Source organism: Streptomyces sp. NPDC048197, assembly GCF_043202395.1.
GTDB classification, from domain to species: Bacteria; Actinomycetota; Actinomycetes; order Streptomycetales; family Streptomycetaceae; genus Streptomyces; species Streptomyces siderophoricus.
In genome coordinates this window covers 24,395-49,504 of sequence record NZ_JBIDAJ010000031.1, presented here as the reverse complement: position 1 = coordinate 49,504, position 25,110 = coordinate 24,395, and the positions used below count along the sequence as shown (strand labels likewise).

General features: G+C 70.0%; 25 protein-coding genes and 1 tRNA gene. 7 read left to right on the top strand and 19 right to left on the bottom strand.

The features are described 5' to 3' along the window. Nucleotides 1-32: 32 nt before the first annotated feature. From ACGF4C_RS30445 to ACGF4C_RS30395, 11 genes are all read right to left on the bottom strand, one after another. On the bottom strand, nucleotides 33-491 hold the full coding sequence (locus ACGF4C_RS30445) for a single-stranded DNA-binding protein (protein WP_393570459.1): 459 nt from the start codon (nucleotides 489-491) through the stop codon (nucleotides 33-35). After that, entirely contained in the window at nucleotides 464-742 is a 279-nt protein-coding gene (locus ACGF4C_RS30440) for a hypothetical protein (RefSeq protein WP_393570457.1), read from the bottom strand. Before ACGF4C_RS30440 ends, ACGF4C_RS30445 begins: the two co-directional genes overlap by 28 nt. After that, nucleotides 739-1,134: a hypothetical protein gene (locus ACGF4C_RS30435; RefSeq protein ID WP_393570455.1), complete on the bottom strand. Its 396-nt coding sequence runs from the start codon at nucleotides 1,132-1,134 to the stop codon at nucleotides 739-741. Before ACGF4C_RS30435 ends, ACGF4C_RS30440 begins: the two co-directional genes overlap by 4 nt. Then, complete coding sequence (locus ACGF4C_RS30430; protein ID WP_393570453.1) at nucleotides 1,131-1,838, bottom strand: hypothetical protein; 708 nt, start codon at nucleotides 1,836-1,838, stop codon at nucleotides 1,131-1,133. Before ACGF4C_RS30430 ends, ACGF4C_RS30435 begins: the two co-directional genes overlap by 4 nt. Continuing rightward, entirely contained in the window at nucleotides 1,838-2,731 is an 894-nt protein-coding gene (locus ACGF4C_RS30425) for a hypothetical protein (protein WP_393570451.1), read from the bottom strand. Before ACGF4C_RS30425 ends, ACGF4C_RS30430 begins: the two co-directional genes overlap by 1 nt. A 180-nt stretch (nucleotides 2,732-2,911) precedes the next feature. Then, nucleotides 2,912-3,754 (bottom strand): recombinase RecT, encoded by an 843-nt coding sequence (locus tag ACGF4C_RS30420; protein ID WP_393570449.1) that lies wholly within the window; start codon nucleotides 3,752-3,754, stop codon nucleotides 2,912-2,914. After that, nucleotides 3,751-4,815, bottom strand: coding sequence for a YqaJ viral recombinase family protein (locus ACGF4C_RS30415; RefSeq protein ID WP_393570447.1), 1,065 nt, complete (start codon nucleotides 4,813-4,815; stop codon nucleotides 3,751-3,753). Before ACGF4C_RS30415 ends, ACGF4C_RS30420 begins: the two co-directional genes overlap by 4 nt. Beyond that, nucleotides 4,812-5,048 (bottom strand): hypothetical protein, encoded by a 237-nt coding sequence (locus ACGF4C_RS30410; RefSeq protein ID WP_393570445.1) that lies wholly within the window; start codon nucleotides 5,046-5,048, stop codon nucleotides 4,812-4,814. The genes ACGF4C_RS30415 and ACGF4C_RS30410 overlap by 4 nt, the downstream gene beginning before the upstream one ends. Continuing rightward, the gene (locus ACGF4C_RS30405; protein WP_393570443.1) at nucleotides 5,045-5,371 is read right to left on the bottom strand and encodes a hypothetical protein; all 327 of its coding nucleotides are present in this window, start codon (nucleotides 5,369-5,371) and stop codon (nucleotides 5,045-5,047) included. Before ACGF4C_RS30405 ends, ACGF4C_RS30410 begins: the two co-directional genes overlap by 4 nt. A 107-nt stretch (nucleotides 5,372-5,478) precedes the next feature. After that, nucleotides 5,479-5,709 (bottom strand): hypothetical protein, encoded by a 231-nt coding sequence (locus ACGF4C_RS30400; protein WP_393570441.1) that lies wholly within the window; start codon nucleotides 5,707-5,709, stop codon nucleotides 5,479-5,481. Further along, nucleotides 5,706-5,912, bottom strand: a complete 207-nt coding sequence (locus tag ACGF4C_RS30395) for a helix-turn-helix domain-containing protein (RefSeq protein WP_393570439.1) — start codon at nucleotides 5,910-5,912, stop codon at nucleotides 5,706-5,708. Before ACGF4C_RS30395 ends, ACGF4C_RS30400 begins: the two co-directional genes overlap by 4 nt. Nucleotides 5,913-6,177: 265 nt before the next feature. Between ACGF4C_RS30395 and ACGF4C_RS30390 the strand changes: the two genes are divergently transcribed. Both ACGF4C_RS30390 and ACGF4C_RS30385 read left to right on the top strand, forming a co-directional pair. Further along, complete coding sequence (locus ACGF4C_RS30390; protein ID WP_393570437.1) at nucleotides 6,178-6,621, top strand: XRE family transcriptional regulator; 444 nt, start codon at nucleotides 6,178-6,180, stop codon at nucleotides 6,619-6,621. 645 nt (nucleotides 6,622-7,266) lie between these two features. Further along, complete coding sequence (locus tag ACGF4C_RS30385; RefSeq protein ID WP_393570435.1) at nucleotides 7,267-9,057, top strand: recombinase family protein; 1,791 nt, start codon at nucleotides 7,267-7,269, stop codon at nucleotides 9,055-9,057. 50 nt (nucleotides 9,058-9,107) lie between these two features. Here the strand turns inward: ACGF4C_RS30385 and ACGF4C_RS30380 are convergent, their stop codons facing one another. Then, complete coding sequence (locus tag ACGF4C_RS30380; protein WP_393570433.1) at nucleotides 9,108-9,377, bottom strand: type II toxin-antitoxin system RelE/ParE family toxin; 270 nt, start codon at nucleotides 9,375-9,377, stop codon at nucleotides 9,108-9,110. Continuing rightward, nucleotides 9,374-9,646 carry a type II toxin-antitoxin system Phd/YefM family antitoxin gene (locus ACGF4C_RS30375; RefSeq protein WP_393570431.1) on the bottom strand — a complete coding sequence of 91 codons (273 nt, stop codon included), beginning with the start codon at nucleotides 9,644-9,646 and terminating at the stop codon, nucleotides 9,374-9,376. The genes ACGF4C_RS30380 and ACGF4C_RS30375 overlap by 4 nt, the downstream gene beginning before the upstream one ends. Nucleotides 9,647-10,165: 519 nt before the next feature. Between ACGF4C_RS30375 and ACGF4C_RS30370 the strand changes: the two genes are divergently transcribed. Both ACGF4C_RS30370 and ACGF4C_RS30365 read left to right on the top strand, forming a co-directional pair. Then, a complete protein-coding gene (locus ACGF4C_RS30370; RefSeq protein WP_201803753.1) occupies nucleotides 10,166-11,554 on the top strand; it encodes an NAD(P)/FAD-dependent oxidoreductase in 1,389 nt (462 codons plus the stop codon). 219 nt (nucleotides 11,555-11,773) lie between these two features. Then, nucleotides 11,774-13,084, top strand: coding sequence for a class I SAM-dependent methyltransferase (locus ACGF4C_RS30365; protein WP_393570428.1), 1,311 nt, complete (start codon nucleotides 11,774-11,776; stop codon nucleotides 13,082-13,084). A 67-nt stretch (nucleotides 13,085-13,151) separates the two neighbouring features. Here the strand turns inward: ACGF4C_RS30365 and ACGF4C_RS30360 are convergent, their stop codons facing one another. Together ACGF4C_RS30360 and ACGF4C_RS30355 are read right to left on the bottom strand one after the other, a co-directional pair. Continuing rightward, a complete protein-coding gene (locus ACGF4C_RS30360; protein WP_393570426.1) occupies nucleotides 13,152-15,686 on the bottom strand; it encodes an ABC transporter permease in 2,535 nt (844 codons plus the stop codon). A 63-nt stretch (nucleotides 15,687-15,749) separates the two neighbouring features. Beyond that, on the bottom strand, nucleotides 15,750-16,562 hold the full coding sequence (locus tag ACGF4C_RS30355) for an ABC transporter ATP-binding protein (protein ID WP_393570424.1): 813 nt from the start codon (nucleotides 16,560-16,562) through the stop codon (nucleotides 15,750-15,752). A gap of 477 nt (nucleotides 16,563-17,039) precedes the next feature. Here ACGF4C_RS30355 and ACGF4C_RS30350 point away from each other — a divergent pair. After that, a tRNA-Leu gene (locus tag ACGF4C_RS30350) sits at nucleotides 17,040-17,121 on the top strand. Nucleotides 17,122-17,227: 106 nt separating this feature from the next. Here the strand turns inward: ACGF4C_RS30350 and ACGF4C_RS30345 are convergent. Together ACGF4C_RS30345 and ACGF4C_RS30340 are read right to left on the bottom strand one after the other, a co-directional pair. After that, complete coding sequence (locus ACGF4C_RS30345; protein ID WP_393570422.1) at nucleotides 17,228-18,397, bottom strand: glycosyltransferase; 1,170 nt, start codon at nucleotides 18,395-18,397, stop codon at nucleotides 17,228-17,230. Next, a complete protein-coding gene (locus ACGF4C_RS30340) occupies nucleotides 18,397-21,243 on the bottom strand; it encodes a CDP-glycerol glycerophosphotransferase family protein (RefSeq protein ID WP_393570420.1) in 2,847 nt (948 codons plus the stop codon). The genes ACGF4C_RS30345 and ACGF4C_RS30340 overlap by 1 nt, the downstream gene beginning before the upstream one ends. 427 nt (nucleotides 21,244-21,670) lie before the next feature. Between ACGF4C_RS30340 and ACGF4C_RS30335 the strand changes: the two genes are divergently transcribed. Beyond that, a complete protein-coding gene (locus ACGF4C_RS30335) occupies nucleotides 21,671-22,549 on the top strand; it encodes a Bax inhibitor-1/YccA family protein (RefSeq protein WP_393570418.1) in 879 nt (292 codons plus the stop codon). Between the two features lie 114 nt (nucleotides 22,550-22,663). Here the strand turns inward: ACGF4C_RS30335 and ACGF4C_RS30330 are convergent, their stop codons facing one another. Further along, entirely contained in the window at nucleotides 22,664-22,891 is a 228-nt protein-coding gene (locus tag ACGF4C_RS30330; RefSeq protein WP_030414336.1) for a DUF4287 domain-containing protein, read from the bottom strand. A 98-nt stretch (nucleotides 22,892-22,989) separates the two neighbouring features. On the opposite strand from ACGF4C_RS30330, the gene ACGF4C_RS30325 reads away from it, so the two are divergent. Next, nucleotides 22,990-23,349, top strand: coding sequence for a hypothetical protein (locus ACGF4C_RS30325; RefSeq protein ID WP_393570416.1), 360 nt, complete (start codon nucleotides 22,990-22,992; stop codon nucleotides 23,347-23,349). A 355-nt stretch (nucleotides 23,350-23,704) separates the two neighbouring features. Here the strand turns inward: ACGF4C_RS30325 and ACGF4C_RS30320 are convergent, their stop codons facing one another. Then, nucleotides 23,705-24,658 (bottom strand): hypothetical protein, encoded by a 954-nt coding sequence (locus ACGF4C_RS30320; RefSeq protein ID WP_393570414.1) that lies wholly within the window; start codon nucleotides 24,656-24,658, stop codon nucleotides 23,705-23,707. Nucleotides 24,659-25,110: the final 452 nt, after the last annotated feature.

Below are 25,110 nucleotides of genomic sequence, written 5' to 3'. Positions count from 1 at the left end.
GGGGGCGGCATCGACCGGTCGCTCGGTGCCGGTTAGAACGGCGGCTCGTCGGCGTACTGGGGCGGCTGGCCGGTGCTGTTCCACGGGTCGGCGGTGGGCTGCTGCGACGGCTGCGGGGTGTTGGTGCGGGGTGCCTTGGTGATGCGGGCGGTTGCGTTCTTGAGGCTCGGGCCGATCTCGTCGACGTCGAGCTCGTAGGCGGTGCGCTTGATGCCTTCGCGGTCGTCGTAGCTGCGTTGCTTGAGTCGGCCGGTCACGATGACGCGGGCGCCTTTGGTGAGGGATTCGGCGACGTTCTCGGCGAGTTGGCGCCATGCCGAGCAGGTGAGAAACAGGCTTTCGCCGTCCGACCATTGGCCGGCCTGCTTGTCGTAGACGCGGGGGGTTGAGGCGACGCGGAAGCGGGCGACGGGGGCGCCGGCGGGGGTGAACCGCAGTTCGGGGTCGTCGACGAGGTTGCCGGTCAGGGTGATGACGGTTTCTCCAGCCACGGGGCGGCCTTTCGTGCTCGTCGAATCGTTGTTCGTGCTGTCACGCACCTTAGCGTGTGCGGGCGAACCTTGGCGCGTGCGTTGTGCTCGGCGACGGTCATGCCCTGCTCATCGAGGGCGGCGAGCAGCCGCTCGGCGTCACGGCGGGCGGCGGGGTCGACCGGATGGCGGGCGGTGTCGTACAGACTCGGCCGCAACTCGTACAGCACGCCGGCGAGCATCCCCACCAGGGCCGGCGAGGGGGCGCTCACCGTATGCCCTTCCCGCCGGCCACATGCCGGCACGCCGTGCGCCCGCGATGACGTCCAGGCGCGCCGGGGGCCTGCTGCATCAGCCGCTCGTACAGCGGGTCGGCCTCCTCGACCAGGGCCAGGCCGGCGACGGGCAGCACGGGCGCCTCGGGGACCTGCTCGACGACCTCGCGCTGCTCGGTGGGCTCCAGGGTGCGCAGAGTCTTCCACCGGCCGTAGCTGAGGTGGCGCTGAAACTCCACCGTCGCGCCGGCCGCGGCCCACTTGCGGGCCTGCGCGCGGACGCGGGCGCGGTCGGCGTTGTCGAATACCGACGGGCGCCGGCGGTGGGGCCATGTCGCCACAGCGCGGAAGGCGCACACGGTGCGATCGGTGCGGGCTCGGCGGGTCATGCGGCGACCTCCTGTGCGGCAGCGTCCAGGCGGGACGGGTGCGGGGAGCGGCGGCGGTTGGCGCGGGCCTCGCCGGCGGGGTTCATCCGGCGGGATCGGCACGGCTGACCGACCGGTGCGCCGCACCAGGTGCAGGCGACGGCGAGCGGGTCGGGCCGGCCGGCGGCGACCGCGGCCTCGCGCTGCGCCCGTATCGGCCGGTAGGCGACGAGCTGCTGCCGTACGGCCGGCGGGATAGGCGAGCCGACCAGGTCCAACCGTTCGGCCAGATCGGGGCGCACGGCGCCGCCGGTGAGCTCGCGGTGCTGCTCGACGGGCGCGGCTCGTCCCGTGGCGACGGCGGCCCGGGAGCGGCGCAGCTCGGCGAGGTAGCCGGCGACGTTGTCGGGGTCGACGGGCGGGGCGGGGTCGGTGTGGCGCTGCATAAGGGCCGTGCGGTGCGGTGCCCATGCGGCGAGGACGTCGTGCGGCTCGATAGCCCGAAACCGTGCGCTGTTGTCGCCGCCGCGCTGCTCGTAGTACCCGCGGACGGCGCGGCCGACGTCCCACGAGCCGTCGGGCAGGGTGGCGGGGACTTCTGCGAGGGCCTCGGTCCATCGGGTGATGGCGCGCTCGGCGAGGTGCTCGTCGACGAGCTGCCGGTCGATGCGGCCGTCGAGGGTTCCGACGCGGTCGAGTAGGGCGGCGATTTCACGGGGCTGCATCAGACGTTCTCCCGGGATTCGATGTTGTCGAGGGCGGCGAGCAGGTTCTGCCGGGTCGGGACGGGGGAGGGCGCCGAACGTCCGCGAAACGGCACCACGTTGCCGGCGGGCCGGCCCGGCGGCGGAGCAGCGGGGGCGCGGTCGAGGTCGGACCAGACCTTGAGCCAGTACCGGGCCGACTTGGGCGCATCCCCGGGGGCGGTGCGGCGCGCGGCGAGCTCGACCAGGGCGGCGACGCCGTGCGCCTCGACGAGCCGGTGCGCGTCGCGTTGCTCGCCGAGGCCGAGCGACCAGTGCACCGCCACGCCCGCGGCGTCGAGTGCATCGGCCAAGGGGCGCAGCTGCTCGACGACCGCCGAGCCGCTCGTGCGCGCGGACGCGTACGGCTGCTGCTGTTGTTGTAGAGAGCTGCTGTTGTTTAGGGGGCCGGTATCCGCTCCCCCCGGGGCCGGTATCCGGTCCCCCTCCGGGCCGGTTACCGGCCCACCCCCGGGCCGGTTACCGCTCCCCCCGGGGCCGGTTACCGGTCCCCCGGGGGCCGGATACCGGCCCGGGTCGGAATCCGGTCCGGGCCGGTTACCGGCCCCCTCAAAGGCGGGCATGTTGGGCTGCTCGCGTACGTGCCCGACGGCGTGCGGCAGTCTGTAGACGGTCTCGCCGTTCGGCCCGAGCCGGCCCTCGACGACTTCCAGCTCGCCGGAGTCGAGCAGCTTGTCGACCGCGGCCCGCACCGACGAGCGGGCGGCGCGAGTGCGCTTGATGAGCAGGGCGGTACCGGCGTAGGCGGTGCAGCTCGCATCGGGGCACCAATCGGCGATGGCGAGCAGGACCGTGCGGGCCAGTCCGCGAGATTCGGAGTGGTCCCAGACCCAATCCGAGGCATCCAGGGTCAACGCGCTTTCCTTACGGGCCGGTTGGAGGGGGGTTCACGGCGGCCGGCGAGGGCGGCCGGCGTATGGCGGGGGCAGCGCCACCCGATGACGTAGCGGCGGGCGCCCGGGGCGCCGCAGTAGCGGCGCCCCGAGCTGTCCCAGTGCCCGCACTTCACGCGGCGGTGCCGGGGGCGTGGTCGGTCACTGCGCGTCGCTCTCGTCGGCGTCTGCGCCCTCGTCGTCGGCCTCGACGGTCTCGCCCTCGATGTAGTCCGGGGCGGCGTCGATCCCGTCCGCCGAAACATCGCGCCGCACGGTTCCGTCATGGGCGACCGCGTGCGCGAGCTCGGTGCTCTTCGGCAGCAGTTTGAACAGCTGCCGAACGCCGGTCTTCTTGGCCATGGCGTCGTAGTCGGTGCACCAGGGGCCGTCATCGGCAGCCTTGGACCGCCGGCGCACACGCTCGACGTCGCCGGGGGAGAGCACGACGAACGCCGAGCCGCCGTTCTTCAGCCGCGCAACCGCGTAGTACGCCACGGGCCGGCCGCGGTCGGTGGCCAGCGACGGGACGTGCCGCAGCACGGGGTCGAGACCGTAGGCGAACTCGAACTCGTCGCCCTCGTACACGGTCTGAGCGTCAAGGCCGGCGGCGAGCGGGTGCTGCCAAAACAGCTTGATCATGCCCTGATAGCCGATGATCAACTGCACTTCGTACGCCCGAAGCTTCTTGTTGAAGAACGGGACGAGGTACGCCTCACCCGTCGCGCCGCCCGGTTCGAGACCGAGCTGCGCGCAGGTCATCAGCGCCCCGCCGAACGAGGCTTGTGTGCACTCGGGCAGGTGCCGCACCCGGCGCAACTCGGTAAGCGCGATACGGGCGATACGGTCCGGGCTGACGTGGTCGGGCAGCGCGCGGGCGATCTCCCCGCGCATGGAGTCGACGAACTGCGCGAGCGTCGGCGCGGCGGCGTTGTCCGGACGCTGGGCGACCTGCTTACCGGCCGCGGCCTTCTTGGCGACGCGCTGCGTAAGGTTGCTGGTCACTTGTTCCCCTTCTTGGCGGTGGGCACGAGCAGGCGGCGCGCACGGTGCGCGCGGTAGAGGTCGGGGCGGTCGGTGGCAAGGCTCTTGGTGTCCAGCGCCGGCGTCAGATGCGCGTATCGGGCGGCGAGCTCGGGGTGCGCCGCGGCGAATCGCTTTGCGGCGAAGGTGCCGTTCTGCTTCCACGTGAACGCGACCTCGTCGCGGCACCGCACGATCTCGGCCTCGCCGGCAATCGCCTTGAGCTGGTTCTCGATGACGCGCCGTTCGTCGGCGAGCTGCTGCTCGCGCTGCTTGATCTCGGCGAGCTGGTCGAGCAGCGGCAGCACCTCGTCGGGGTCGGCGAGGGTCACGGCGTCCGGCTGCACGTCGTAGAGGTGGGCGAGCAGCTCGGCGGTAGCGGCCGAGCCGTCGACCGGCGGCGGCGTGCGGTCGAGCACGTGCTGCCAGAAATCGCCGACGAGCTGCACGAGGTGCTCGACGAGCTGCTCGTCGCGCTCGACGCGGTGCACCATCAGCCGGTTACCGCCGACCAGGGCGGCGACGTGCGCGCGGCGGTAGCCGGTGACGGCGAGATACCAATGCGTCTGCAACGCCGGCCCATCGGGCACGCCCTCGGCCCACTCGTCGAGCTGGTACGCCGATCGCGTCTTGATCTCCAGCAGGCCGGGCACGCTCGGCTCGTTGGGGTCGAGCACGACTCGGTCGAGGTTGGCGAGCATCCACGGGCGGTCGACGTGCGCGAGCGTCCCGGGGCCGTCGGCGACGTGCAGCCCGGTGCGCGCGGCGAACACCTCGGCGACGATCGGTTCAAGGGCCGTGCCCCAGAAAGCAGCCTCGTCGAGCTCGGGCGACCGCGGCAGATCGTCGGGCAGCTCGCCGACCTTGTCGAGGTAGACCTCAAGCGGACCGCGGTGCTTGTTCATGCCGAGCACCGCGGCGACGTCCGAGCCACCGACGCCGGCGCGGCGCACGTCGAGCCACTGCTCGCGCTCAAGACCGGGCGGGGCAACGACAACGGCTGTCGGGGTGGCGGTGGTGGGGCGTTCGGGAGCGAGCGTCATGCGGCGACTCCGTTCGGTCCGAGGGGCAGATCAAGGGCGGCGAGCAGCTCGTCGCGGGCGGCGTCCGCCGCGGCGCCGGCACACTCGCGGCCGTAGTCCGTGGCGAAGGGGTAGGCGCGCATGTAGGCGGCGCGGCCGGTGGCCTCGGCGAGGTCGAGCAACAGCTGCTCGACCTCGGCCGGCTCGTCGGCAAAGGCGGCGGCGACCGCGTCGAGCACGGCCTCGACGCTCACCACTGCGCACCCCCCAACCCGGGCGGCAGCTGCGGCGCGTTCTGCCGGCGCAGCGTGCAGGCCCTCACGTCGTAGCGGTGCTCGCGCGTCCAATCCGCGGCCGGGAAGATGCGCCGCAGCAGCCGGTAGGCGCCGCGGTGCACGTCCGCGCTCGCCTGCAACGGCAAGCCCGCGGCGTCGACGAGAAAGACGTGCGTGGCAATGCGCGGGCCGCGCGGAAGGTCTTCCATGTAGACGGGCGTGATCAGCACCGCGGCGACACCGGGGGCGATCCGGTCGAGCACGCGGGCGGCGCGCTGGGAGCGGGAACGACGGAGGTTCATGCGGTGACCTCCGAGGTACGGTTGTTCAGCACGACCTGTCCTCTCTTCGTTGGGTGATGGGTCGTCGCCGGGCCGCTCGGGGACCATCCGGGCGGCCCAACTTCGTGTCAGGCAGCGGCAGCTCGCGGCCCCGCCGAGGCCGGCGAGGTCTGCGCCTGCTTGCGCAGGCGGCGTATCTGCATCTCGATCTCGTCGGGGGTGCGGTTGCTGCCGGCCGCGGCGGCGCGCGCTGCCTCTTTGATGGGCAGGGAGTCGCGAGCCCGGCGGGCAGCGTCAACGGCTGCCCGCGCGTTGCGGAACGCCTCTTCGGGGCTGATCGGTGCGCCGGCATTCCTCATCGCGCGCCCCCGAACAGCTCGCCGGCGGTGACGCCGTAGGCGCGCTCGATTCGGGCGAGCGTCGTCGAGCTCGGGCGCGATACGCCATTGCGCAGGCGCCACGCAGTCGCCGGGTTGATCTCCAGCCGGCGGGCGACGGCTGCGTCGGTGGTGTCACCCGCAGCTCTCCAGGCTGCGAGTAGACGCGCGTGGTCGAAGTGCACGGCGTGACCTCCTGTGCCCCGTAGTTCGTTCGTGACGGCACGAACTTAAGGGCATTTGTGCGTGCTGGCAAGCACGTTAAACCGACTGGCTGGATCTTTCTCACGTGACGCAAAACGCGCCGTGGCATATTCGCCTGCGGGTTCGATTGCGGCGTGTAGAGTCCAGGTCACGCCTAGGAGTTAGGGGGATGGCGGTGGCGGGCAGCGTCGTGCGCACGTGTGCGAATCAGTACACCGAGGCGCGTCAAGCGGGTATCTTGCATCCATGCGAAGGACTGAACGCGAACGCACGGAAGCCCGCCGCGAGTCATTTGCGGCCTGGTTCCGACCGAGGCTTATCGAGCTCGGTTACGACCTCTCGGCCCCCCGCGGCGGCGGCATCGGCAAGTTCGCCGCCGACGTCGACATCTCTCACACGATCGTCTCGCACACGCTCGCCGGGAAGAGGATCCCCAGCCCGGAAGTGCTCGCCGCGATGGCGCCCGTACTCCGCGTACCGCTCCCCGAGCTACTCGTGCGCGCCGGCATCCTCACCGAGGAAGAGCTACCCACGAGACAGGGGGCCGCCGAAGGGGGCGCGCCGCCAACGCCCGAACAGTTGGCAGAAATGGCGGGCATTCACGACCCGCAGCTCGTACAACATTTCGTGACGTTCGTTGCAGGGCTACGAGCGCAACAGGCACAGATCAAGCAGGAACGGGGCAACTAGCAAACGGCAGGCAAGAACGGCGAAACGGGAGTCGGGAAAGTCAGCTCACCAGCTGTCCGACACCCCCGGAATACTTGAACCAGGCCCCTGGTTCGCCCCCGGGGCCGGACGCGTCGCCGTTCCGCCGATGGTCAGACCTGCGCCAAACCGCGTAGCTCCCCTCTGTGTCGCAACCGGCAACACGTCCCACACAGCGACAAAGGAACACAGCACAGAAACGGGAGTAAGCGGCGTGCTTCAACCGCACACCATCGGGACAGCAGCAGCAATCGCAGGAGCGCAAATCTCTGCGGCTGTCATGGGGGCCAGAGCCACCACCAAGGGCAAATACAGCCGGCTCGCCAGAGCTGCGCTCATCGCAACTGCCGTTGCCACACCCGCCGTTATCCTCGCCGCCGAACGGAGGCGACTCGAAAAAGCAACACACGCCGCAAAGTGGGCCGGATACCGCATAGCCGCAGCTCACGCCCGACAAGGAACCCTCTACCGCTAACCAAGCCAAGCGGGCACATCGAACGTCATGTGCGGCGCGGGGGCTCCGCATGACCATCCACACCAACCCACCGAAAGACGTGACCACTTGAAACCCCCTTCCCGACGCTAACCGGGCGCTACCGCGGGGGGTAGCGCCCGGCGCTCCCCGGAATGGAGGAACGCACCTTGCACTACGCAACACCCTCCAGGGCGCAGCTCTTGCGCTTCCTGGATGAGATCGAACCGCGCGGCCGAGAAGTGCCGGCCGCATTCCGCGGCATCGACCCAGACGAGCTCGAACCCTTCATCGGCTACATACGGGTGAGCAGCTGGAACGAAGAGAAGATCTCACCCGAGCTACAAAAGACCGCCATCCGCGACTGGGCCCGAACCAACCGAAAGCGCGTCATCGGTTGGATCAGCGATCTTGACGCCACCGGAAGGAACTTCCGGCGCAAGATCATGAAGGGCATTGAGGCCGTCGAGGCGAGGATCGCCGCCGGCATCGGCGTGTGGCGATACAGCCGCTTCGGCCGCAACAGGACCGGCAACGCCATCAACCTAGCCAGGCTCGAAGATGTCGGGGGCCGGCTGGAGTCCGCTACGGAACCTGTCGACGCCGGTACAGCGATCGGCCGATTTCAACGCGGCATGATCCTTGAGCTCTCCGCGTTCGAGTCCGACCGCGCCGGCGAGCAGTGGACGGAAGTCCACGCGCACCGCCTCGGCCTGCTGCTCCCCTCTGCCGGGCGTCCCCGCTTCGGCTACATCTGGCACCCGCGCCGCGTCCCCGACCCCGAGGAGCCCGGAGGCTGGCGCGTACAAAAGGAGTGGTACGAACCAAACACAAAGCTCGCCCCGCTCTTCCCCGAGCTCTACCTCGGGTACATCGACGGAACCGGGTTCATCGACCTCGCCCGGTACCTCAACGATCTCGGGCACCGCACCACCCGCGGCAACCCATGGCGGCAAGACAGCCTGCTGCGCTACATGGACAGCGGATTCCCCGCCGGCCTGCTCCAGGTCCGCGACTCCTGCGACTGCCCCAAGAACAAGAAGAGCTCTTGCCGGCACTGGCGCCACTTCCGCGGAGCACACGACCCAGTGATCAACTGGGAGATCGAACGCGACGCCGAAGAGCTCTGGGCCGAATACCGAGAGAAGCGTGCAAAGGTGGCCAAGATGCCCCCGCGTGCGCGGACAGCCACCTACGACACCACCGGCCTTGTGCGCTGCGCCCTATGTAGGGGAGCAATGACGGGCCACCCGAACGGGAACGGTGCCGTCTACTGGCGGTGCGCAAAGGCGGACGCCGGCGGCGACTGCACCGGAGTCTCCGCAACCTACGGTGACCTGCTAGAGCTCGTGCAAAAGTTCCTCGTCAAGGTCGCGAACGGCATCGACACCGCACCACCGACAGAGGCGCCCGCGCTGCCCCAGCCGGCCGCGCCCGATCCCGCCAAGATGCGCGCCGAGCTCTCCGCCGAGCTCGACAGCATCAAGGCGGCGCTTAAGCGACTCGTCAAGGACTACGCCTTGCACCCTGATCGGTACCCCGACGAGTCGTACGACGAAGCCCGCGGAGAGCTGACGGAAGATCGCGACAAGGTACTCGCGCAGCTCGCCGAGCTCGAAGAGGAAGCGGAACCCGAGGAAGCCTTGCCCATGCAAGAGGACTTCCGCCCCATGGTCGTCGGCGTCCTCCCCGAGTGGGCGACGTTCTCGCCGAAGCACCGCAACGGGATCTTGCAGCAGCTCATGCGGCACATCCTCGTGTCCCCGCGGCCGTCGCGGTATGAAACGCTGGCCCGCGTCGTCCCCATCTTCGAGCGGGAAGAGACAATGTGGACACCCGCCGTTAGGGAGGGTGACCCCGTGCAACCAGGGGGGACGCTAGCCCATGAACCGAGTGCCACTTTGGAAGACATGCCCGACGGCATCGCCTGGAGCATCGCGGACTGAGGCTCTGGAAGGAACGGACCGTCCGGGCCGGGGCCCGGGCAGGCCGCTCCTCAGGTGCCGCGGTAGACGTCGCGCCGGTCGCCCACCTTGACGACGAGGATGATGAGTTCGCCGTCCTCGACCTGGTAGGCGACCCGGTAATTGCCGACCCTCAGCCGATAGAGCCCGGACGGGCCGGCGAGCTTCTTGACGTCGGCGTCCTCGCGGTACGGATCGTCGCCGAGCGCGGTCAGCGCGGCGACGATGCGCATGCCGGCAGGCCGGTCGATGGCCCGAAGTTGCCGCTGGGCTGCCGCGGTGAACCGGAACGCGTACTTCACGCCGCGTCTTCGGTGCGTTCGGCGAAGAGGTCTGCCAGCAGCTCGGCCATCGTCACGGTCGGGCCGCCCTCGGTCAGGACCGCTTCCGCTTCCCGGGCCAGCAGCATGTCGGCCGCCTCTTCCAGGGCGTTGAGGTCCGCGATCGGCACCACGGCCGCCACCGGAACCCCATTGCGGGTGATCACCGTAGGTGTGCCCTGCTCGGCGCGATTGATGTGGTCCGCGAGGTGCGCACGGGCTTCCCGTACGGTCACAGTGCTCTCAGCCATGGAGTTAGTGTACGCGGCACTGTGTACACATGGCAGGGGCTTATGGGTCGGTGACCCTGGGGAAGGGGAGCGGCTCAGGGTGGCAGAGGTTCGGGCAACGGCCTCTGCCGGGAGGTGTTTTGGGCGGGCGGCTCGCCTTCCGGGCGGGATTCGGGGGCGTTCGGCGGGGTTCGTGGGCGCCCCGTGAAAGAAAGTTCGTGAAATCCTTCACATGAAAAAACCTCCTGACGGGCGAACAATCTGACGCTGCGACGCTCATTCGAAGGCTCCAGGGCCCTTCGACCCGGAGAATGCGCGGGTTCCGGCGGCTCGGTCGTGCGCTCCCGCAGGGTGTGGTGGGTCACCCGGATGGCCTACAAGGCCTGATCAACGGGGGTCTCCAACGCCTCACGTACTACGGTGGTTCCGGCCCGCGCTATGGCGTCCGTCACGAAGCCGGCGGAGTGTAGCAGATGCCCCTCGGGTCCTTGTGAAGGGGCTCACGAGCGACCCCCCATCTGGGGGTGGATACTCGATTGCATGAGCACCACGGAGCGTCCCAGGATCCTCGTAGTAGGCGGTGGGTACGTAGGCCTGTACGCAGCTCGGCGCATTCTCAAGAAGATGCGCTACGGCGAGGCGACCGTCACGGTCGTCGACCCGCGGTCGTACATGACCTATCAGCCCTTCCTCCCCGAAGCCGCCGCCGGCAGCATCTCCCCCCGGCACGTCGTCGTCCCGCTGCGACGCGTGCTGCCGAAGGCGGAGGTCCTCACCGGCCGGGTCACCACCATCGATCAGGACCGCAAGGTCGCCACGATCGCCCCGCTGGTCGGCGAGGCGTACGAGCTGCCCTTCGACTACCTGGTGATCGCGCTCGGCGCGGTCTCCCGCACCTTCCCGATCCCCGGCCTCGCCGAGAACGGCATCGGCATGAAGGGCATCGAGGAGGCCATCGGGCTGCGCAACCACGTCCTGGAGCAGCTGGACAAGGCCGACTCCACGACCGACGAAGAGGTCCGCCGCAAGGCGCTGACCTTCGTCTTCGTCGGCGGTGGTTTCGCCGGTGCGGAGACCGTCGGTGAGGTCGAGGACATGGCCCGCGACGCCGCGAAGTACTACAACAACGTGAAGCGCGAGGACATGCGCTTCCTGCTGGTCGACGTCGCCGACAAGATCCTCCCCGAGGTCGGCCCCAAGCTCGGTGCGTACGGCAAGGAGCACCTGGAGTCCCGCGGTGTCGAGGTCTACCTCAAGACCGGCATGGACTCCTGCGTCGACGGCCACGTGAAGCTCAACAACGGCCTCGAGGTCGACTCCAACACCATCGTGTGGACCGCGGGCGTCAAGCCCAACCCGGCGCTGGCCCGCTTCGGCCTGCCGCTCGGCCCGCGCGGTCACGTCGACACCGCCCCGACCCTCCAGGTGCAGGGCACCGACCACATCTGGGCCGCCGGCGACAACGCCCAGGTCCCGGACCTGGTCGGCCGCAAGAACGGCAACGAGAACGCCTGGTGCCCGCCGAACGCGCAGCACGCGCTGCGGCAGGCCAAGGTCCTCGGCGACAACGTGGTCTCCGGCATGCGGGGCTTCCCGCAGAAGGACTACAGCCACGCCAACAAGGGTGCGGTCGCCGGTCTCGGCCTGCACAAGGGCGTCGCGATGATCGTCATGGGCAAGATGAAGATCAAGCTCAAGGGCCGTCTCGCCTGGTACATGCACCGCGCGTACCACGGCATGGCGATGCCGACGTTCAACCGCAAGATCCGGGTCTTCGCCGACTGGACGCTGGCGATGTTCCTCAAGCGCGAGGTGGTCTCGCTCGGCGCCATGGAGAACCCCCGCGAGGAGTTCTACGAGGCGGCCAAGCCGGCCCCCGCACCGGCCGCGGCCGGCTCCGGCGACAAGCCGAAGGCCAAGGCAAGCTGATTCACCGGTCGGGTACGGGAGTACTCCGACCAGCCCGAAGGGCGTCCGCCATCCGTGGGGCGGACGCCCTTCGGCATGTCCGCAAACGTGTCCGCTCTGGCGAAAACCGTCCCGGGTGAGGTTCTCTTACCAGCGAACGGGACTAACGGGACGCCCCGTTGGCGTTTACGTGGTGGGTGAAACTTCTTTGCCCGACTCGTCAACACGGAGGTGTGCGACATGGCCGACGCCGCTGGACGGCTCACCAAGCTCGCCGAGGAGGTGCTGGGAGCCCCGCTCCCGGTGCGCATCCGCGCCTGGGACCGCAGCGAGTCCGGCCCGCCGGGGGCCCCCACGCTCGTCTTCCGCAACCGCCGTGCCCTGCGCCGGCTGCTGTTCAAACCCGGCGAACTCGGCCTGGCCCGGGCCTGGGTGGCCGGCGACATCGACGTCGACGGCGACCTCTACGACGCACTCGACCTCCTCGCCGGACTGCTCTGGGAGCGCGGCACCGACGCCCCCACGCCGCAGCGGGCCGCCGTCCTGCGCGCCCTGGCCCGCCCGGAGATCCGTCACGCCGCCCGCCAAGTGCTGGCCCTGGCCGGCGCGCCGGTCCCGCCCGCACCGCCCGTCGAGGAGGCCCGGCGGCGCCGCGGACCGCTGCACACCCTGCTGCGCGACAAGGAAGCCATCAGCCACCACTACGACGTCGGCAACGACTTCTACGAGCTGGTGCTCGGCCCGTCCATGGTCTACTCCTGCGCCTACTGGGCGGCACCGGACGCGACGCTGGAGGACGCCCAGCGGGACAAGCTCGACCTGATCTGCCGCAAGCTGGCCCTGAAGGAGGACCAGCGGCTGCTGGACGTGGGCTGCGGCTGGGGCTCGATGGTGCTGCACGCGGCCCGCGAGTACGGCGTACGGGCGGTCGGCATCACCCTCTCCGAGGAGCAGGCCACCTACGCGCGCAAGCGGATCGCCGAGGCCGGGCTCGCCGACCGGGTCGAGATCCGGGTGCAGGACTACCGCGAGATCAAGGACGAGCCGTTCGACGCGATCTCCTCGGTCGGGATGGCCGAGCACGTCGGCCGCGCCCGGTACGCGGAGTACGCGGACGCGCTGTTCGCCCTGCTGCGGCCCGGCGGGCGGCTGCTCAACCACCAGATCGCCCGGCGGCCGATGGCGAACGAGGAGGCCTACCGCGTCGACGAGTTCATCGACCGGTACGTCTTCCCGGACGGCGAGCTGGCGCCGGTCGGCCGGACCGTGGCCCAGCTGGAGGAGGCCGGGTTCGAGGTGCGGGACGTGGAGGCGATCCGCGAGCACTACGCGCTGACGCTGCGTTCGTGGGTCGCCAACCTGGAGCGGCACTGGGACGCGGCGGTGCGGCTCACCTCACCCGGCCGGGCGAGGGTGTGGCGGCTCTACATGGCCGCCTCGGCGCTGTCGTTCGAGCGCAACCGGATAGGAGTCAACCAGGTGCTGGCCGTACGGACCCCGGAGCCCGGCGCCTCCGGGGTGCCGCTGCGGGCGCGGACCTGGAGGGGCTGACCCGCCGGGCCGACAGCGCGTGTGCCGGGTCCCCGCGCGGGGGCCCGGCACACGCGCTGTTCCGCGGCTATTCCGCCTTGATCGACGCCAGCATGTTCAGCCGGGCCGCCCGCCGCGCCGGCCAGAGCGCGGCCAGGACACCGACGAGGGCGGCCATCGCGAGGAAGAGCCCCATCCGGCCCCAGGGCAGGACCAGTTCGTACGTGGCCAGCGAACCGGAGATCAGCTCACCGGCCGCCCAGCCGAAGAAGACGCCCAGGCCGATGCCGAGCACCCCGCCGAAGAGCGAGATCACCAGCGACTCCAGGCGCACCATGCGCTTGACGCCGCGGCGGTCCAGGCCGATGGCCCGCAGCATGCCGATCTCCTGGGAGCGTTCGAAGACCGACATCGCCAGGGTGTTGATGACCCCGAGCACCGCGACGATCACGGCCATGGCCAGCAGCCCGTAGAGCATGTTCAGCATCAGGTTGAACATCTTGGCGATGCCGTCGGAGACGTCCTGCTTGTCGGAGACGGAGATCGCCGGGTTCTTGCCGAGCGCCGCGACCAGCGCGTCCTTGGTGGCGTCGGTGGCGCCGTCCGCCGTCTTGACCATCACCTGCATGTCGGTGATCTGCTTCTGGTGCGGGGCCAGCGTGGCGTTGTCCAACAGAACACCGCCCAGCATCTCGTTGCCCTGGTAGACGCCCGAGACGGTCAGCGTGCCCTTCTTGCCGTCCTCGTAGGTCACCGGGAAACGGGAGCCGGGCTTCCAGCCCTTCTCCTTGGCGGTGGCGTCGTCCACGACCACCTTGTCGCCGCGCAGGTCGCCCAGCGCGCCCTGGGTGAAGTCGAGCCGGGTGAGCTTGCCGAAGTCGGGGCCGTGCACGCCGGTCAGGTACTCGATGCCGCCGCCGACCCGGGCCGGGGAGTTGCGCAGCGGACTGATGGCGGTGACCTCGTCCAGGCCGCTCAGCTTCTTCTCGACCTCGGGGGAGAGCGGTGTGCGGCCGGCCATGGAGACGACGTAGTCGGCCTTCAGTGCGTCGGTGGCCATCTTGTCGATGCCCTTCTGCACGCTGCCCGCGATCACCGTCATCCCGGTGATCAGGGTCAGCCCGACCATCAGCGCGGACGCCGTGGCGGCCGTACGGCGCGGGTTGCGGACCGCGTTCTGCCGGGCCAGGGAGCCGGAGATCCCGAAGGCGCGCAGTACGGGCGCGGCCAGCGCGATCAGCGGGCGGGACAGCAGCGGCGTCAGGATGAACACGCCGATCAGCAGCAGCACCGCACCGCTGGCCATGACGGCCTTGCCGTCGGACATCCCGGTGGCGACCAGTACCCCGGCCGCACCGGCGCCCGCGAACAGCGCACCGAGGATGTTGCGGACCACCAGCGACTTGGTGGTGGCGGTGGCGTGCACGCTGTTCATCGCGGCGACCGGCGGGATCTTCGCGGCCCGCCGGCCGGGCAGCCAGGCGGCCAGGACGGTGATGACGATGCCGACCAGCAGCGAGGTTCCGACCGTCGTCGGCGAGACCACCAGGGGCCCGTCGGGGACGGTGGCGCCGGTGCTGCTCATCAGGGCGCGCAGGCCGGCGCCGATGCCGACACCGGCGGCCAGACCGGTGACCGCGGCGACCGCGCCGACCACGAACGCCTCGATCAGCACCGAGCGGGTGACCTGGCGGCGGCTGGCGCCGACCGCCCGCAGCAGGGCCAGTTCCTTGGTGCGCTGGGCGACCAGCATGGTGAAGGTGTTGGCGATGATGAAGACGCCGACGAAGAGCGCGATACCGGCGAACACCAGCAGGCCGGTCTTCATGCCGTCCATGCGCTGGGCGATCGACTTGGCCTGCTCGTCGGCGAGTTGACGGCCGGTGGTGGCCTCCGCGCCGTCCTTGGGCAGCACCTTGTCGACCGCGGCCTTCAGGGCCGTCTGGGAGGTGCCCGGTGCGGCGGTGACGTCGATCTCGCTGAACGTGCCGGGGGCGGCGAACAGCTTCTGGGCGGTCGGGGTGTCGAACAGCGCCAGGCTGCCGCCGGCCGCCACGGTCCCGTCGTCGGTGGTGAAGACGCCGGTCAGCTTCTGCTCACGGACCGGCCCGTCGACGGAGATCCGGACGGTGTCGCCGACCTTGTAGCCGGCCTTGTCCGCGGTGCGCGCGTCCAGGGCGAACTCGTGCGGGCCCTTGGGGGCGGTGCCGTCGCGCAGCGGGTAGCGGGCGTCGGTGCCGTCCTTGCCGGGGAAGTAGTTGCCGCCGAGGGTGGAGAAGCCGTCCCCGAGCAGCTCGCCCTTCTTGTCGGCGATGGCGGTGAAGCCGGAGACGGTGCCGGTGGCGGAGGCCGCGCCGGGCACCCGGGCGGCCGCGTCGAGCAGCTTCCGGTCGAGCCGCGGGGTCCGGCCGGGCGCGCCCTGGTGGTCGCCCGCGGACCGCGGGTGGACGGCGACGTCGACGCGGTCGAAGCCCTTCTGGGAGCTGGCCTGGAACGCGTCGGAGATGGTCGAGGTGAAGACCAGGGTGCCGGAGACGAAGGCCACGCCGAGCATCACGGCGAGGACGGTCATCAGCAGCCGGGCCTTGTGCGCAAGCACGTTGCGCAAGGCGGTACGGAACATGAGTGGGTCAGTCCTGGAGGAGAGGTCCGGGAGGTCCGGGGTGCGGGTGGCGGCTGCTGCGGATCAACTCGTGCGGCCCTTGGCGTCGAAGCCGGGGGTCTGGGGGGCACCCCCGGAAAAACGCAGCATTCGTTCGAGGACCAGGTCGGCGGTCGGGTTCGGCATGTCGTCGACGATCCGGCCGTCGGCGAGGAAGACCACGCGGTCCGCGTAGGAGGCGGCGACCGGGTCGTGGGTGACCATCACCACGGTCTGGCCCAGCTCGCGCACGGAGTTGCGCAGGAAGCCCAGCACCTCGGCGCCGGAGCGCGAGTCGAGGTTCCCGGTGGGCTCGTCGGCGAAGATGATCTCGGGCCGGGAGGCGAGCGCGCGGGCGACCGCGACCCGTTGCTGCTGGCCGCCGGAGAGCTGGCTGGGGCGGTGCTTGAGGCGGCCGGCCAGGCCGACGGTCTCCACCACGCGGTCCAGCCAGGCGCGGTCCGGCTTACGGCCCGCGATGTCCATGGGCAGGGTGATGTTCTCCAGTGCGTTCAGGGTCGGCAGCAGGTTGAACGCCTGGAACACGAAGCCGATCTTGTCGCGGCGCAGCTGGGTGAGCTTCTTGTCCTTGAGGCCGGTCAGTTCGACGTCGCCTATCCGGGCGGAGCCGCCGGAGATCGAGTCCAGCCCGGCCATGCAGTGCATCAGGGTGGATTTGCCGGACCCCGAGGGGCCCATGATCGCGGTGAACTGCGCCTGCCGGAAGTCGACGGAGACCGCGTCCAGGGCGACCACCTGGGTCTCGCCCTGGCCGTAGACCTTGGTCAGATCCGTGGCGCGGGCGGCCACCGCGGTGGTGCGGCCGGCGGTCGGGACACCGGAGTGGGTGGTGGTCACGGGAACGAGCTCCTGTCGGGACGGGGACCATCTGGGCCGCGCGCGGCCGGGAGGCACGCACCGCGGACGTCATGCGGACGCTTTCCATCGTGGGTCAGCGCAAGGGGGGAGGACGTCAACCCCTGTGACCGTCCTTGACCACCCCTGGGCAGTACCCGCCCGCCGTCCGGTCATCCCAGAGGAGGAGACGAACCCTGAGGCGGGGGCGGCGTACCGGGCGGCGCGAGGGGCGTCCCCGGCCGGGTGACGGGGGTGGCGGGCAGGCGTCGAGTTTCCGTCAATTCGGGTACTGATTTGCGCCGCGGCGGGGCGTGGCAATGGGAGGTGCCAGGCATGTGCCCACGGCCTGTACCCAGCGCTGATGCACCCTCAGTTGCCAATAAAATAAGACAACCTCGGGATGAGCGGCCGATCTGCGTCGTGCGCTGCGGGCTACGCTCGTGCTGCCCTCTTTGGGGTGGCATGGGGGATCCCCAAGCCCGGATGGTGGAATGCAGACACGGCGAGCTTAAACCTCGCTGGCCTACGGGCCGTGCCGGTTCAAGTCCGGCTCCGGGCACTCCGCACGTGACCAAGGCGGGGTTCGAAGTCGGGTGCTTACCTGAATTTTCAACGAGAAGGGCCGCCGGGGCAAGCCGGCGGCCCTCGTGCTTTGTTCGGCGGGCTCAGCGCTCCAGGAGAGCGAAGAGGTTCTCCCAGCGCCCGACAATCTCGTCGGTGGAGAACCGCTGGATGTTCTCCCGGGCGGCTTCGCCCATCGCGTCCCGGAGCTCCTGGTCGGACATCAGGGTGTCGAGATGCCGGGCGAATTCGGTGATATTGCCCGGCGGAGCGAGGAAACCGTCCTCGCCGTCCGTGATGATCTCGTGGACGCCCGGCGCCACATCGAACGCCACACACGGCACGGCCGTCGCCATCGCCTCCATCGGCGCCAGCGGAAAGCCCTCACCCCGCGAGCTGAGCGCGAACACCGCACTCTCCCGCAACGCCCCCGGAACGTCGGAGGTACGCCCCATCCACTCGACGGACGAGGTCACCCCCAACTCCGCCGCCAGCTTGCGCAGCGCCTCGGCCTCCTCACCGGTCCCATAGATCCGCAGCGTCCAGTCCGGATGCTCCGGGGCGACCTGCGCCCACGCCTCCAGCAGAAGGTCGACGCCCTTCTCCTCGTGCAGCCGGCCGATGCTGACCACGCACTTGCGGGAGCGGTCCGACGGGACGTCGGGGAAGAACGGCAAGGGGTTGGGCATGAAGCCGACGTTGTCCATCCGCTGACGGATCCAGCGGTCGGCGTCCTCGCGGGTGAGCGTCAGCATCCGGTCGACGTCCGCGTAAAACCGCTTGACCCGGCCGAAGCGGGAGGACTTGCGGCAGGTCTCGAACGACTCATGGCTCATTCCGACCACCGTCAGTCCGGCGGTGTCGGCCAGCGCGACCCACTCCATCGCCCACACCTGGGTGACGATCACCACCCCGCCCGGCTTCGCCGCCCGGAACAGCGCGCTCATCTTCGCCGCCTGCTCCCGCATCCCGGCCTCCCGGGCGGCCCGGCGGCGCTGCTCGGCGACGTTCAGCCGGTCCTTCAGCCCGCGCACCGGACGGACCGTCGGCGGGTGGTCGCGGTACAGCGTGGTGGCCTTGAACGGCACGTCGTCGGCCAGCTCATGGGCGCGTCCCTCGGGCGCCGGCACGATACCGATGAGGTGCACCCGGTGGCCCCGCTCGCTGAACAGGCGCGCCATCTGGTGCGACCAACTCGTGATGCCGCCCATCTCGTTGACGCTGTTGGAGACGAAGAAGATGTCCCGCGGCCCGGCTGCGTACGACTTGGTCATCAACGGCTCCACTGCGCAAAGAACTGATCGACAATGCTCCGGGCGGCGTCGCCCCGGTCGTATTCCCCGAACTTGGCGACGAATTCCGCGCGCTTGCGGGCGTATTCCAGCGACTGCGTCTCGAACGACTTGACCGTCTCGTGGAAATCGTCCTCGGTACGGACCACCGGGCCCGGCGCATGCGCCAGCAGATCGAAGTAGGTGCCCCGGCCCTCGTGGACGTATTCGTCGTAGTCGTAGGTGAAGAACACCAACGGCCGGTCCAGCAGCGCGTAGTCGAACATCACCGACGAATAGTCGGTGATCAGCCCGTCGGCCAGCGCCAGCAGCGGCGTCACGTCATGACGCGCCGACACGTCGATGACCCGGCCCTGCACCGTCGGGGGCAGCACCACGTGATTGAGATAGTGCGAGCGCACCAGCAGGACGTAGCGGTCGCCGAACTGCTCCGCGAACCGCTCGACGTCGAAGGGCAATTCGAAGCGCCCGTGCCGGCCGCCCGCCTTGCGGAACGTCGGCGCGTACAGCAGCACGGTCTTGTCCTCGGGAATCCCCAACTCCGCGGCCAGCGGCCCGCGTTCCCGCCGCCCCAGCTCCTCCTCGCGCTGCCGGGCGCGCACCAGCGCGTCGTTGCGCGGGTACCCGACCCGCAGCAGCGTCTTCTCCTTGAGCCGGAACGCCCTGGCCAGGGTGTGCACATCGTGCTCGGAACGGACCAGGAAGCGGTCGAAGCGGTCCAGCGAACCCTGCTGCTCCTCCTGCTGCTGCCTGGTCTGCGCCTTGAGGGCGGGCTGGTCGAAGCCCATCTTCTTCAGCGCCGAGCCGTGCCAGGTCTGGAGGTACGTGGTCTCCGGGCGCTTGGTGAGCTTGAGCGGGTAGCTCTGGTTGTCCACCCAGAACTCCGCCTGCGCCAGCGCCTTGAGGTACGGCAGCGACCAGCGCTTGACCAGCGTGACGCCCTTCGGGAAGTCCTTCGGCGAGCCGGCGTACGACCAGATCGCCTCGAACTCCAGGCCCTGCCGGCGCATCTCCTCGTAGATCGCCCGCGGACTGTCGCTGTACTGCTTGCCCAGGTGGCTCTCGAAGACCACCGTGCGCTTCTTGACGGGCAGCCGGCAGAACACCTCGTGGTACACGCGCAGCTTGTTGTCGCCGGAGACGACCTTCTTGCGCAGCGCCTTCGCCTTGCGGTAGCCGGTCTTGGCGAGCGTGCCCGGCTTCCCGTGCACCCCGCGGGTGATCAGCTCCTGCATCCGCTCGGCGCTCGCACCCTCGCTGACCAGCCGGAACGCCAGATGCCCCTTGGCCGAGGCATGCGGCTGCAGACGGTCCGCGACCATCCGCGTCAGCCGCGGCCGGACCGGCAGCGACCCGGTCAGCTCGGTGTCGGCGACGGTCAGCCGGGTCGTGGTCCGCACCCCGTCCACGTCCAGCCGCAGCCGTACGTCCCAGATGGAATCGACGATCCCCAGTGGACGCAGCCCGGCGGTGAGGTCCACGGTGGCCGCCCAGTGGATCGCGTCACCCTCGTGGCGCAGCTCCCCGACCGGGAAGCGGAAGGACTGCAGGCTGCGCCGCCGGGCGCTGAACTCCAGCTCGCCGGTCAGCCGCGCACCGGGCGGGACGACCCCCAGCGGGTTGGTGATCCGCCCCGCCAGGGAGACGGTCCGGCCGGAGTCCCGGTAACGGGTGAGCTGGTTGCGCAGGAACAGCTGGTTGACCGGCTTCTCGTGGTAGCCGATGTCGGTGACGTCCAGTACGGAGCGGCCGAAGGCGTCGTCGAAGTGGCCCCCGCACCAGTAGATCCGGCCGTCGTGCTCGGCCAGCGGCGAGGAGACCTTGTCGCGGTTGATCAGCGTGTCCACGGCCGGGATCAGGTTGTCCCAGTCACCCCGCTGGAGCAGGTACGCGCAGATCGCCTGGATGGCCGGAACCCGCTCGTACGCCTCAGGGGCGATGCCGGCGAGGTATTCCCGGGAGAGCTCGGCGAACTCGCGGCGGTACGACTCGTCCCGGAACGGCAGATCACGCAGATGCAGCACCAGGTCGTGCTTGAGGAATTTGACGTCCTTGGCGAGCTTCATCTCGGTCAGCCCGCGCTCGGCCAGCAATGCGTCGATGCGCCGGTGGATCTCCAGCCGGTGCGCATAGTTCGTCATTTCGTGCCGCCGGTTCGTCACCGATTTCACGGCGGCCCGCTCGAATACGTGCCAGTAATACACCTGATTGGGAATCAGTGTGATGCGCTTCGCCGCGAGATAGGCATCGGCGATGAACATCAGGTCCTCGTAGAACATGCCCTTCGGGAATCGCAGGTCATGTTCGATGAGGAAATCGCGGCGATAGCACTTGTTGGTGGAGAGGGTGTCCCAGACGAAAAGGTCCGGCAATTCCGTGACCGACTCCAGCGTCCGGGTCGTGGCATACAGCCAGGAATACCATTCGTCCCGCTTCTGATTGCGGGTGTCCTTGTGCAGCCGGACGCACAGACCGGAAACGATGTCCGAGCCGGTTTCCTCGGCGGCCTCCAGCATGTTCCGGCAGGCATTGACCTCCAGGACGTCGTCGCTGTCCAGGAACATGACGTAACGGCCGCGGGTGTGCTGAATGCCGGCATTGCGCGGCTCGCCGCCCGCCCCGCTGTTCTCCGGCAGCTGGAAGGCTCTGACCCGCTCCGGGTGCGTGGCGGCGAGCTGCTGCGCCACTTCGAAGGAACGGTCGGTGCTGCAGTCGTCGACGATCACCACCTCGACATCCCGGAGCGTTTGGTCCAGTACGGACTGGACCGCGGTCGGCAACCGGTCGGCGTCGTTGTAGACGATGACGACTACGGAGACGTCAGGCACAGGGACCTCAACCTCTTTCGCTGCTGTTTGCCGCCAGAATAGCCCCGTCTGTCCCCCCGATTACCACCAATCGCGCCCATGGCACTACACACAGTGAGCAGCCGGGGCGTGGGGAAGGGGCGTTCCGGCGTACGGATCATGACCAGGTGTCATCTCCGCCGATCCGCCCGGCAGGGCACTTCCGGCCGGAAGGAAAGACGGCCGCTCCGGTGAATCGGTTGCCTGCTCGGATGTGACGTCCGTTGCGCCCGGGTTCATGGATCGGTGGCGGCTTCCGGGCACCTCCACGGCCTCCCGCACGTCCTCCTCCTGGAGGACGTGAAGCGCCGGGTACGGGGAAAGATCCTGCCCAAGAACGAGCGACGTGTCTTTGCCAAGCCATTACGCTTGCCGTCAAGGCCGCGCAGGGCGGCCATGGAGGAGTGAGATGAGGAGCAGCAACCCGGTCTTCTCGCGACGGGGGTTCAGCCGCGACACCGGCTACGCGGGCTTCAACGCGCAGGCCGGGGGCCCCACCGCGAACCCGTACGCCGGCACCAACCCCTACGCACAGGGCGGCAACCCCTACGCGCAGGTCCCCACCGACCCGTACGCCCAGGGTCAGCCCGTCACCCAGGCACCGCCGCAGTACGCGCCGCAGACCCGGCCGATGACGATGGACGACGTCGTCACGCGCACGGGCCTGACGCTCGGCACGGTCATCGCCGGTGCCACCGTCGGCTGGCTGTTCCTGACCCAGAACCTCGGCTTCGCCGTCGGCGCGGGTCTGGTCGCGATGGTGCTGGGCTTCGTCCAGTCCTTCAAGCGCAGGCCGTCGCCCGCGCTGATCCTCGCGTACGCGGCCCTGGAGGGCGTCTTCCTCGGCGCGCTCAGCGGCTTCCTCAACGGCCTGCCGAAGATGGCCGGCGCCCCCATGCAGGCGGTGCTGGGCACGATGGCGGTGTTCGTCACCATGCTGATCGCCTACAAGACGCGGATCGTCCGGGTCACCGCCCGCTTCACCCGCTTCGTACTGATCGCGGCGATGGGCTTCGTCCTGCTGTCGCTGGTCAACGTGCTCTTCATGGTCTTCGGCGGCGGGGACGGCCTCGGCTTCCGCAGCGGCGGCCTGGGCATCCTCTTCGGCATCGTCGGCGTGGTGCTCGGCGCGCTCTTCCTCGCCCTGGACTTCAAGCAGGTCGAGGACGGCATCGCCTACGGCGCGCCGCGCGAGGAGTCCTGGCTGGCGGCGTTCGGCCTGACCCTGACGCTGGTCTGGATCTACATGGAGATGCTCCGGCTGATCTCCATCCTCCGGGGCGACTGACCGGACCCCGCCGCATAAGCAGCTCCGTGAGCTGCGTGAGCGGCACCGTGACGAAGGGCCCGCAGGCAGCAGCCTGCGGGCCCTTCGGGGTTGAGGACGGCGCCTCATCGCGGATCAGAACTTCCGCGCGGCGCGCCTGAGGTCGTGTTCGTGAACGATCGCCTTGGCGTGCCCGTGGGCGAGGTTGTGCTCGCCACGGAGCCAGCTGACCTTTTCGTCGAAGCGGAAGAGAGCGGGGCCTTCGTCAACGGTGCGGAGCCATTCGGAGATTTCCCGGCCCGTGCACTCGGGGATGCGGGAGAGCATGTTCCGGTGGGTCTCTTCGGAGAAGAGCTGAGACATCGGCGCCTCCGGACGCGGTCGATGCTGGTTCTTCAGCACACCGTGCCTGAGGCTTCCGCCGTTGGCAACCACCCGGGAGTGGCGCATAGGCTCACGACGTGCTTGACGTGACCCCTTTGCAGACCGCGGTGGACGCCCTCGCCGACCGCCTCCGAGCGCTGCCGCAGAGCCGGCTCAGCCAGGGCGCGGCGGCCGAGGGGCTCGCGCTGGCACGGGAGTTGGCGACCCGTGCGCAGCTGATCGAACGGCCCACGGAGCCGCCCCGCCCGTTCCCGGACGCCGGGATGTTCGCGGTCGGCGACCAGCTCGCGGTGGCCGGGCACGACCTCGTCGAGGCACTACGGTCCGCGGCCGCCGGCCCGGCCGGCACCGGACCCGACCCTGACGCGAAAGTGGCCCCCGCCGAAGAACTGGCGAAGGCCGTGCGATGCGTACGGGCGACAGCGGAACGCTGCTAGGAGCGGCTGCTTGCCGGCGAGGAGTCCGGTGGGTGGACCTTGGGGCCCGGGACGGGGGCGGCCCCTAGGGGGTGGTCGAACGGATTCCCTAGGGGGTGCGTGGGCCCCCTGCGGGGCCACAACGTGGCGGGGGCGGGGCGTATTCCGGACGTGATGGCGCGGGCGGCATTCCGGTCAGAATTTCGGCCACGACCGCGGCGGAACGGCGGCCACCGGCTCGGGCGGAACGGTGAGCAGAGGTCCGGGCGGAACTGTGAGCAGAGGTCCGGGCGGAACTGTGAGCAGAGGTCCGGGCGGAACCACGCTCGGAACCTCGCGCGGAACGGCGGTCGGCGCCTCCGGGGGAGAACGGCCGTCAGAGCGAGGCGATGACGCGGTCGGCGAGGATGTAGACGCTGTCCTCGCGGGTCTCGCCCCAGGAGAAGGTCAGGGCGTACGCGCCGGAGATGCCGGAGCCGCCCAGCAGCACCGGGGTGCGCCCGGCGTGCAGCGCGTCCGCGACCCGGTCCGCGGCCTCGCGCTGGCCGGGGGTCAGACAGAGCGTGGTGCCGTCGGCGAAGACGTACACGTCCAGGGTGCCCAGCGGGCCCGGGCGGACGTCCGCGACCGCGGTGGCCTCCCGCGCCAGCTCCTCCAGCCGTGCCACGGTGCGCTCGTAGTCGCTGATCACCGGGGACGGTGAGAAGTCCGGGTGCGAGGGGTGCCGGCGGCGGGCGGCGGCCAGTTCGGCGGACTCGGTGCCCTCGACGGGCTCCAACTCCGGCGCGTCCAGGGCCTCCAGCGCCTCCACGGACTCCAGGGTGTCCATCGCCTCCAGTGCGTCCGGTCCCAGCAGCGGCTCCAGGCCGGCCAGGTCCGCCTGGCGGGGCACGAACGGCTGGAGGTCGAACCGCTCGGAGTCCGGCCGCCCGTCGCGGGTCAGCCGGCCCTCGCGGCCGTCCAGCGGGCCGTCGTCGCCGAGGCCGAGCAAGGAGGGGGCGTCCGCGGCGTCCCTGGCCTCCTGCGCGGCCCAGAACGCCCGGGCCTCGGCCAGTTCGCGCTCGCGCTCCTCGGCGAGCGCGTCGGCGACGGCGGCGCGTATGTCCGCGAGCGGGGTCGCCTCGGCCGGGCCGGTGCGGGCGGCGGGGATGGTCGCGGCGGCAGCCTCGGCCGCCTCCGCGCGCGCCGCGGCGTCCCGGCGGGCGGCGACGAGCTCACCGTGCAGCTCGGAGAGCTGGCGGCGCAGCGCACGGGCGGTGCCCAGCGCGACGGCGCCCAGCGCCACGGCGACGGCCGCGGCCCCGAGCAGGACGAGGGTGGTGACGCTCATGCGCCGACCTCCACTTCGTTCGGCGGCCCACTTCCCACGGGCCGTGCATCGGTACATGGACTTCCCCCGGCCGTCGGCCGGGGCGACCCCCTTGATGCGCCGCTCACGGAGGTCACCAATGGTGGCGGCTCGCTCACCGGCGTACTCCCGTTAGCAGAATGTTCTCCGACTTCCTACATCAGCCTGCCGGGGGTCGGCGACCGCTCACAGGGCGCTATGTCCCGAAATGCTAGGGCCCATGGGCCTCCTGTGGTGCGGTGAACCCATGCTGACCTGCAACGACGCTTCTCCCCCAGGACGTTCATCACAATCCTGGGGGAGATTGGGTCGCGATCTTGTTAACGAGTGAGGCAGGTCACGCGCCGTCGCCGCCCGTGTCCGTACAACAGCGAAGGGTGTGCGCGGGGCGGGAGTTGGTCCGTTCCGCCTCGCACACACCCTCAAGGACTTCC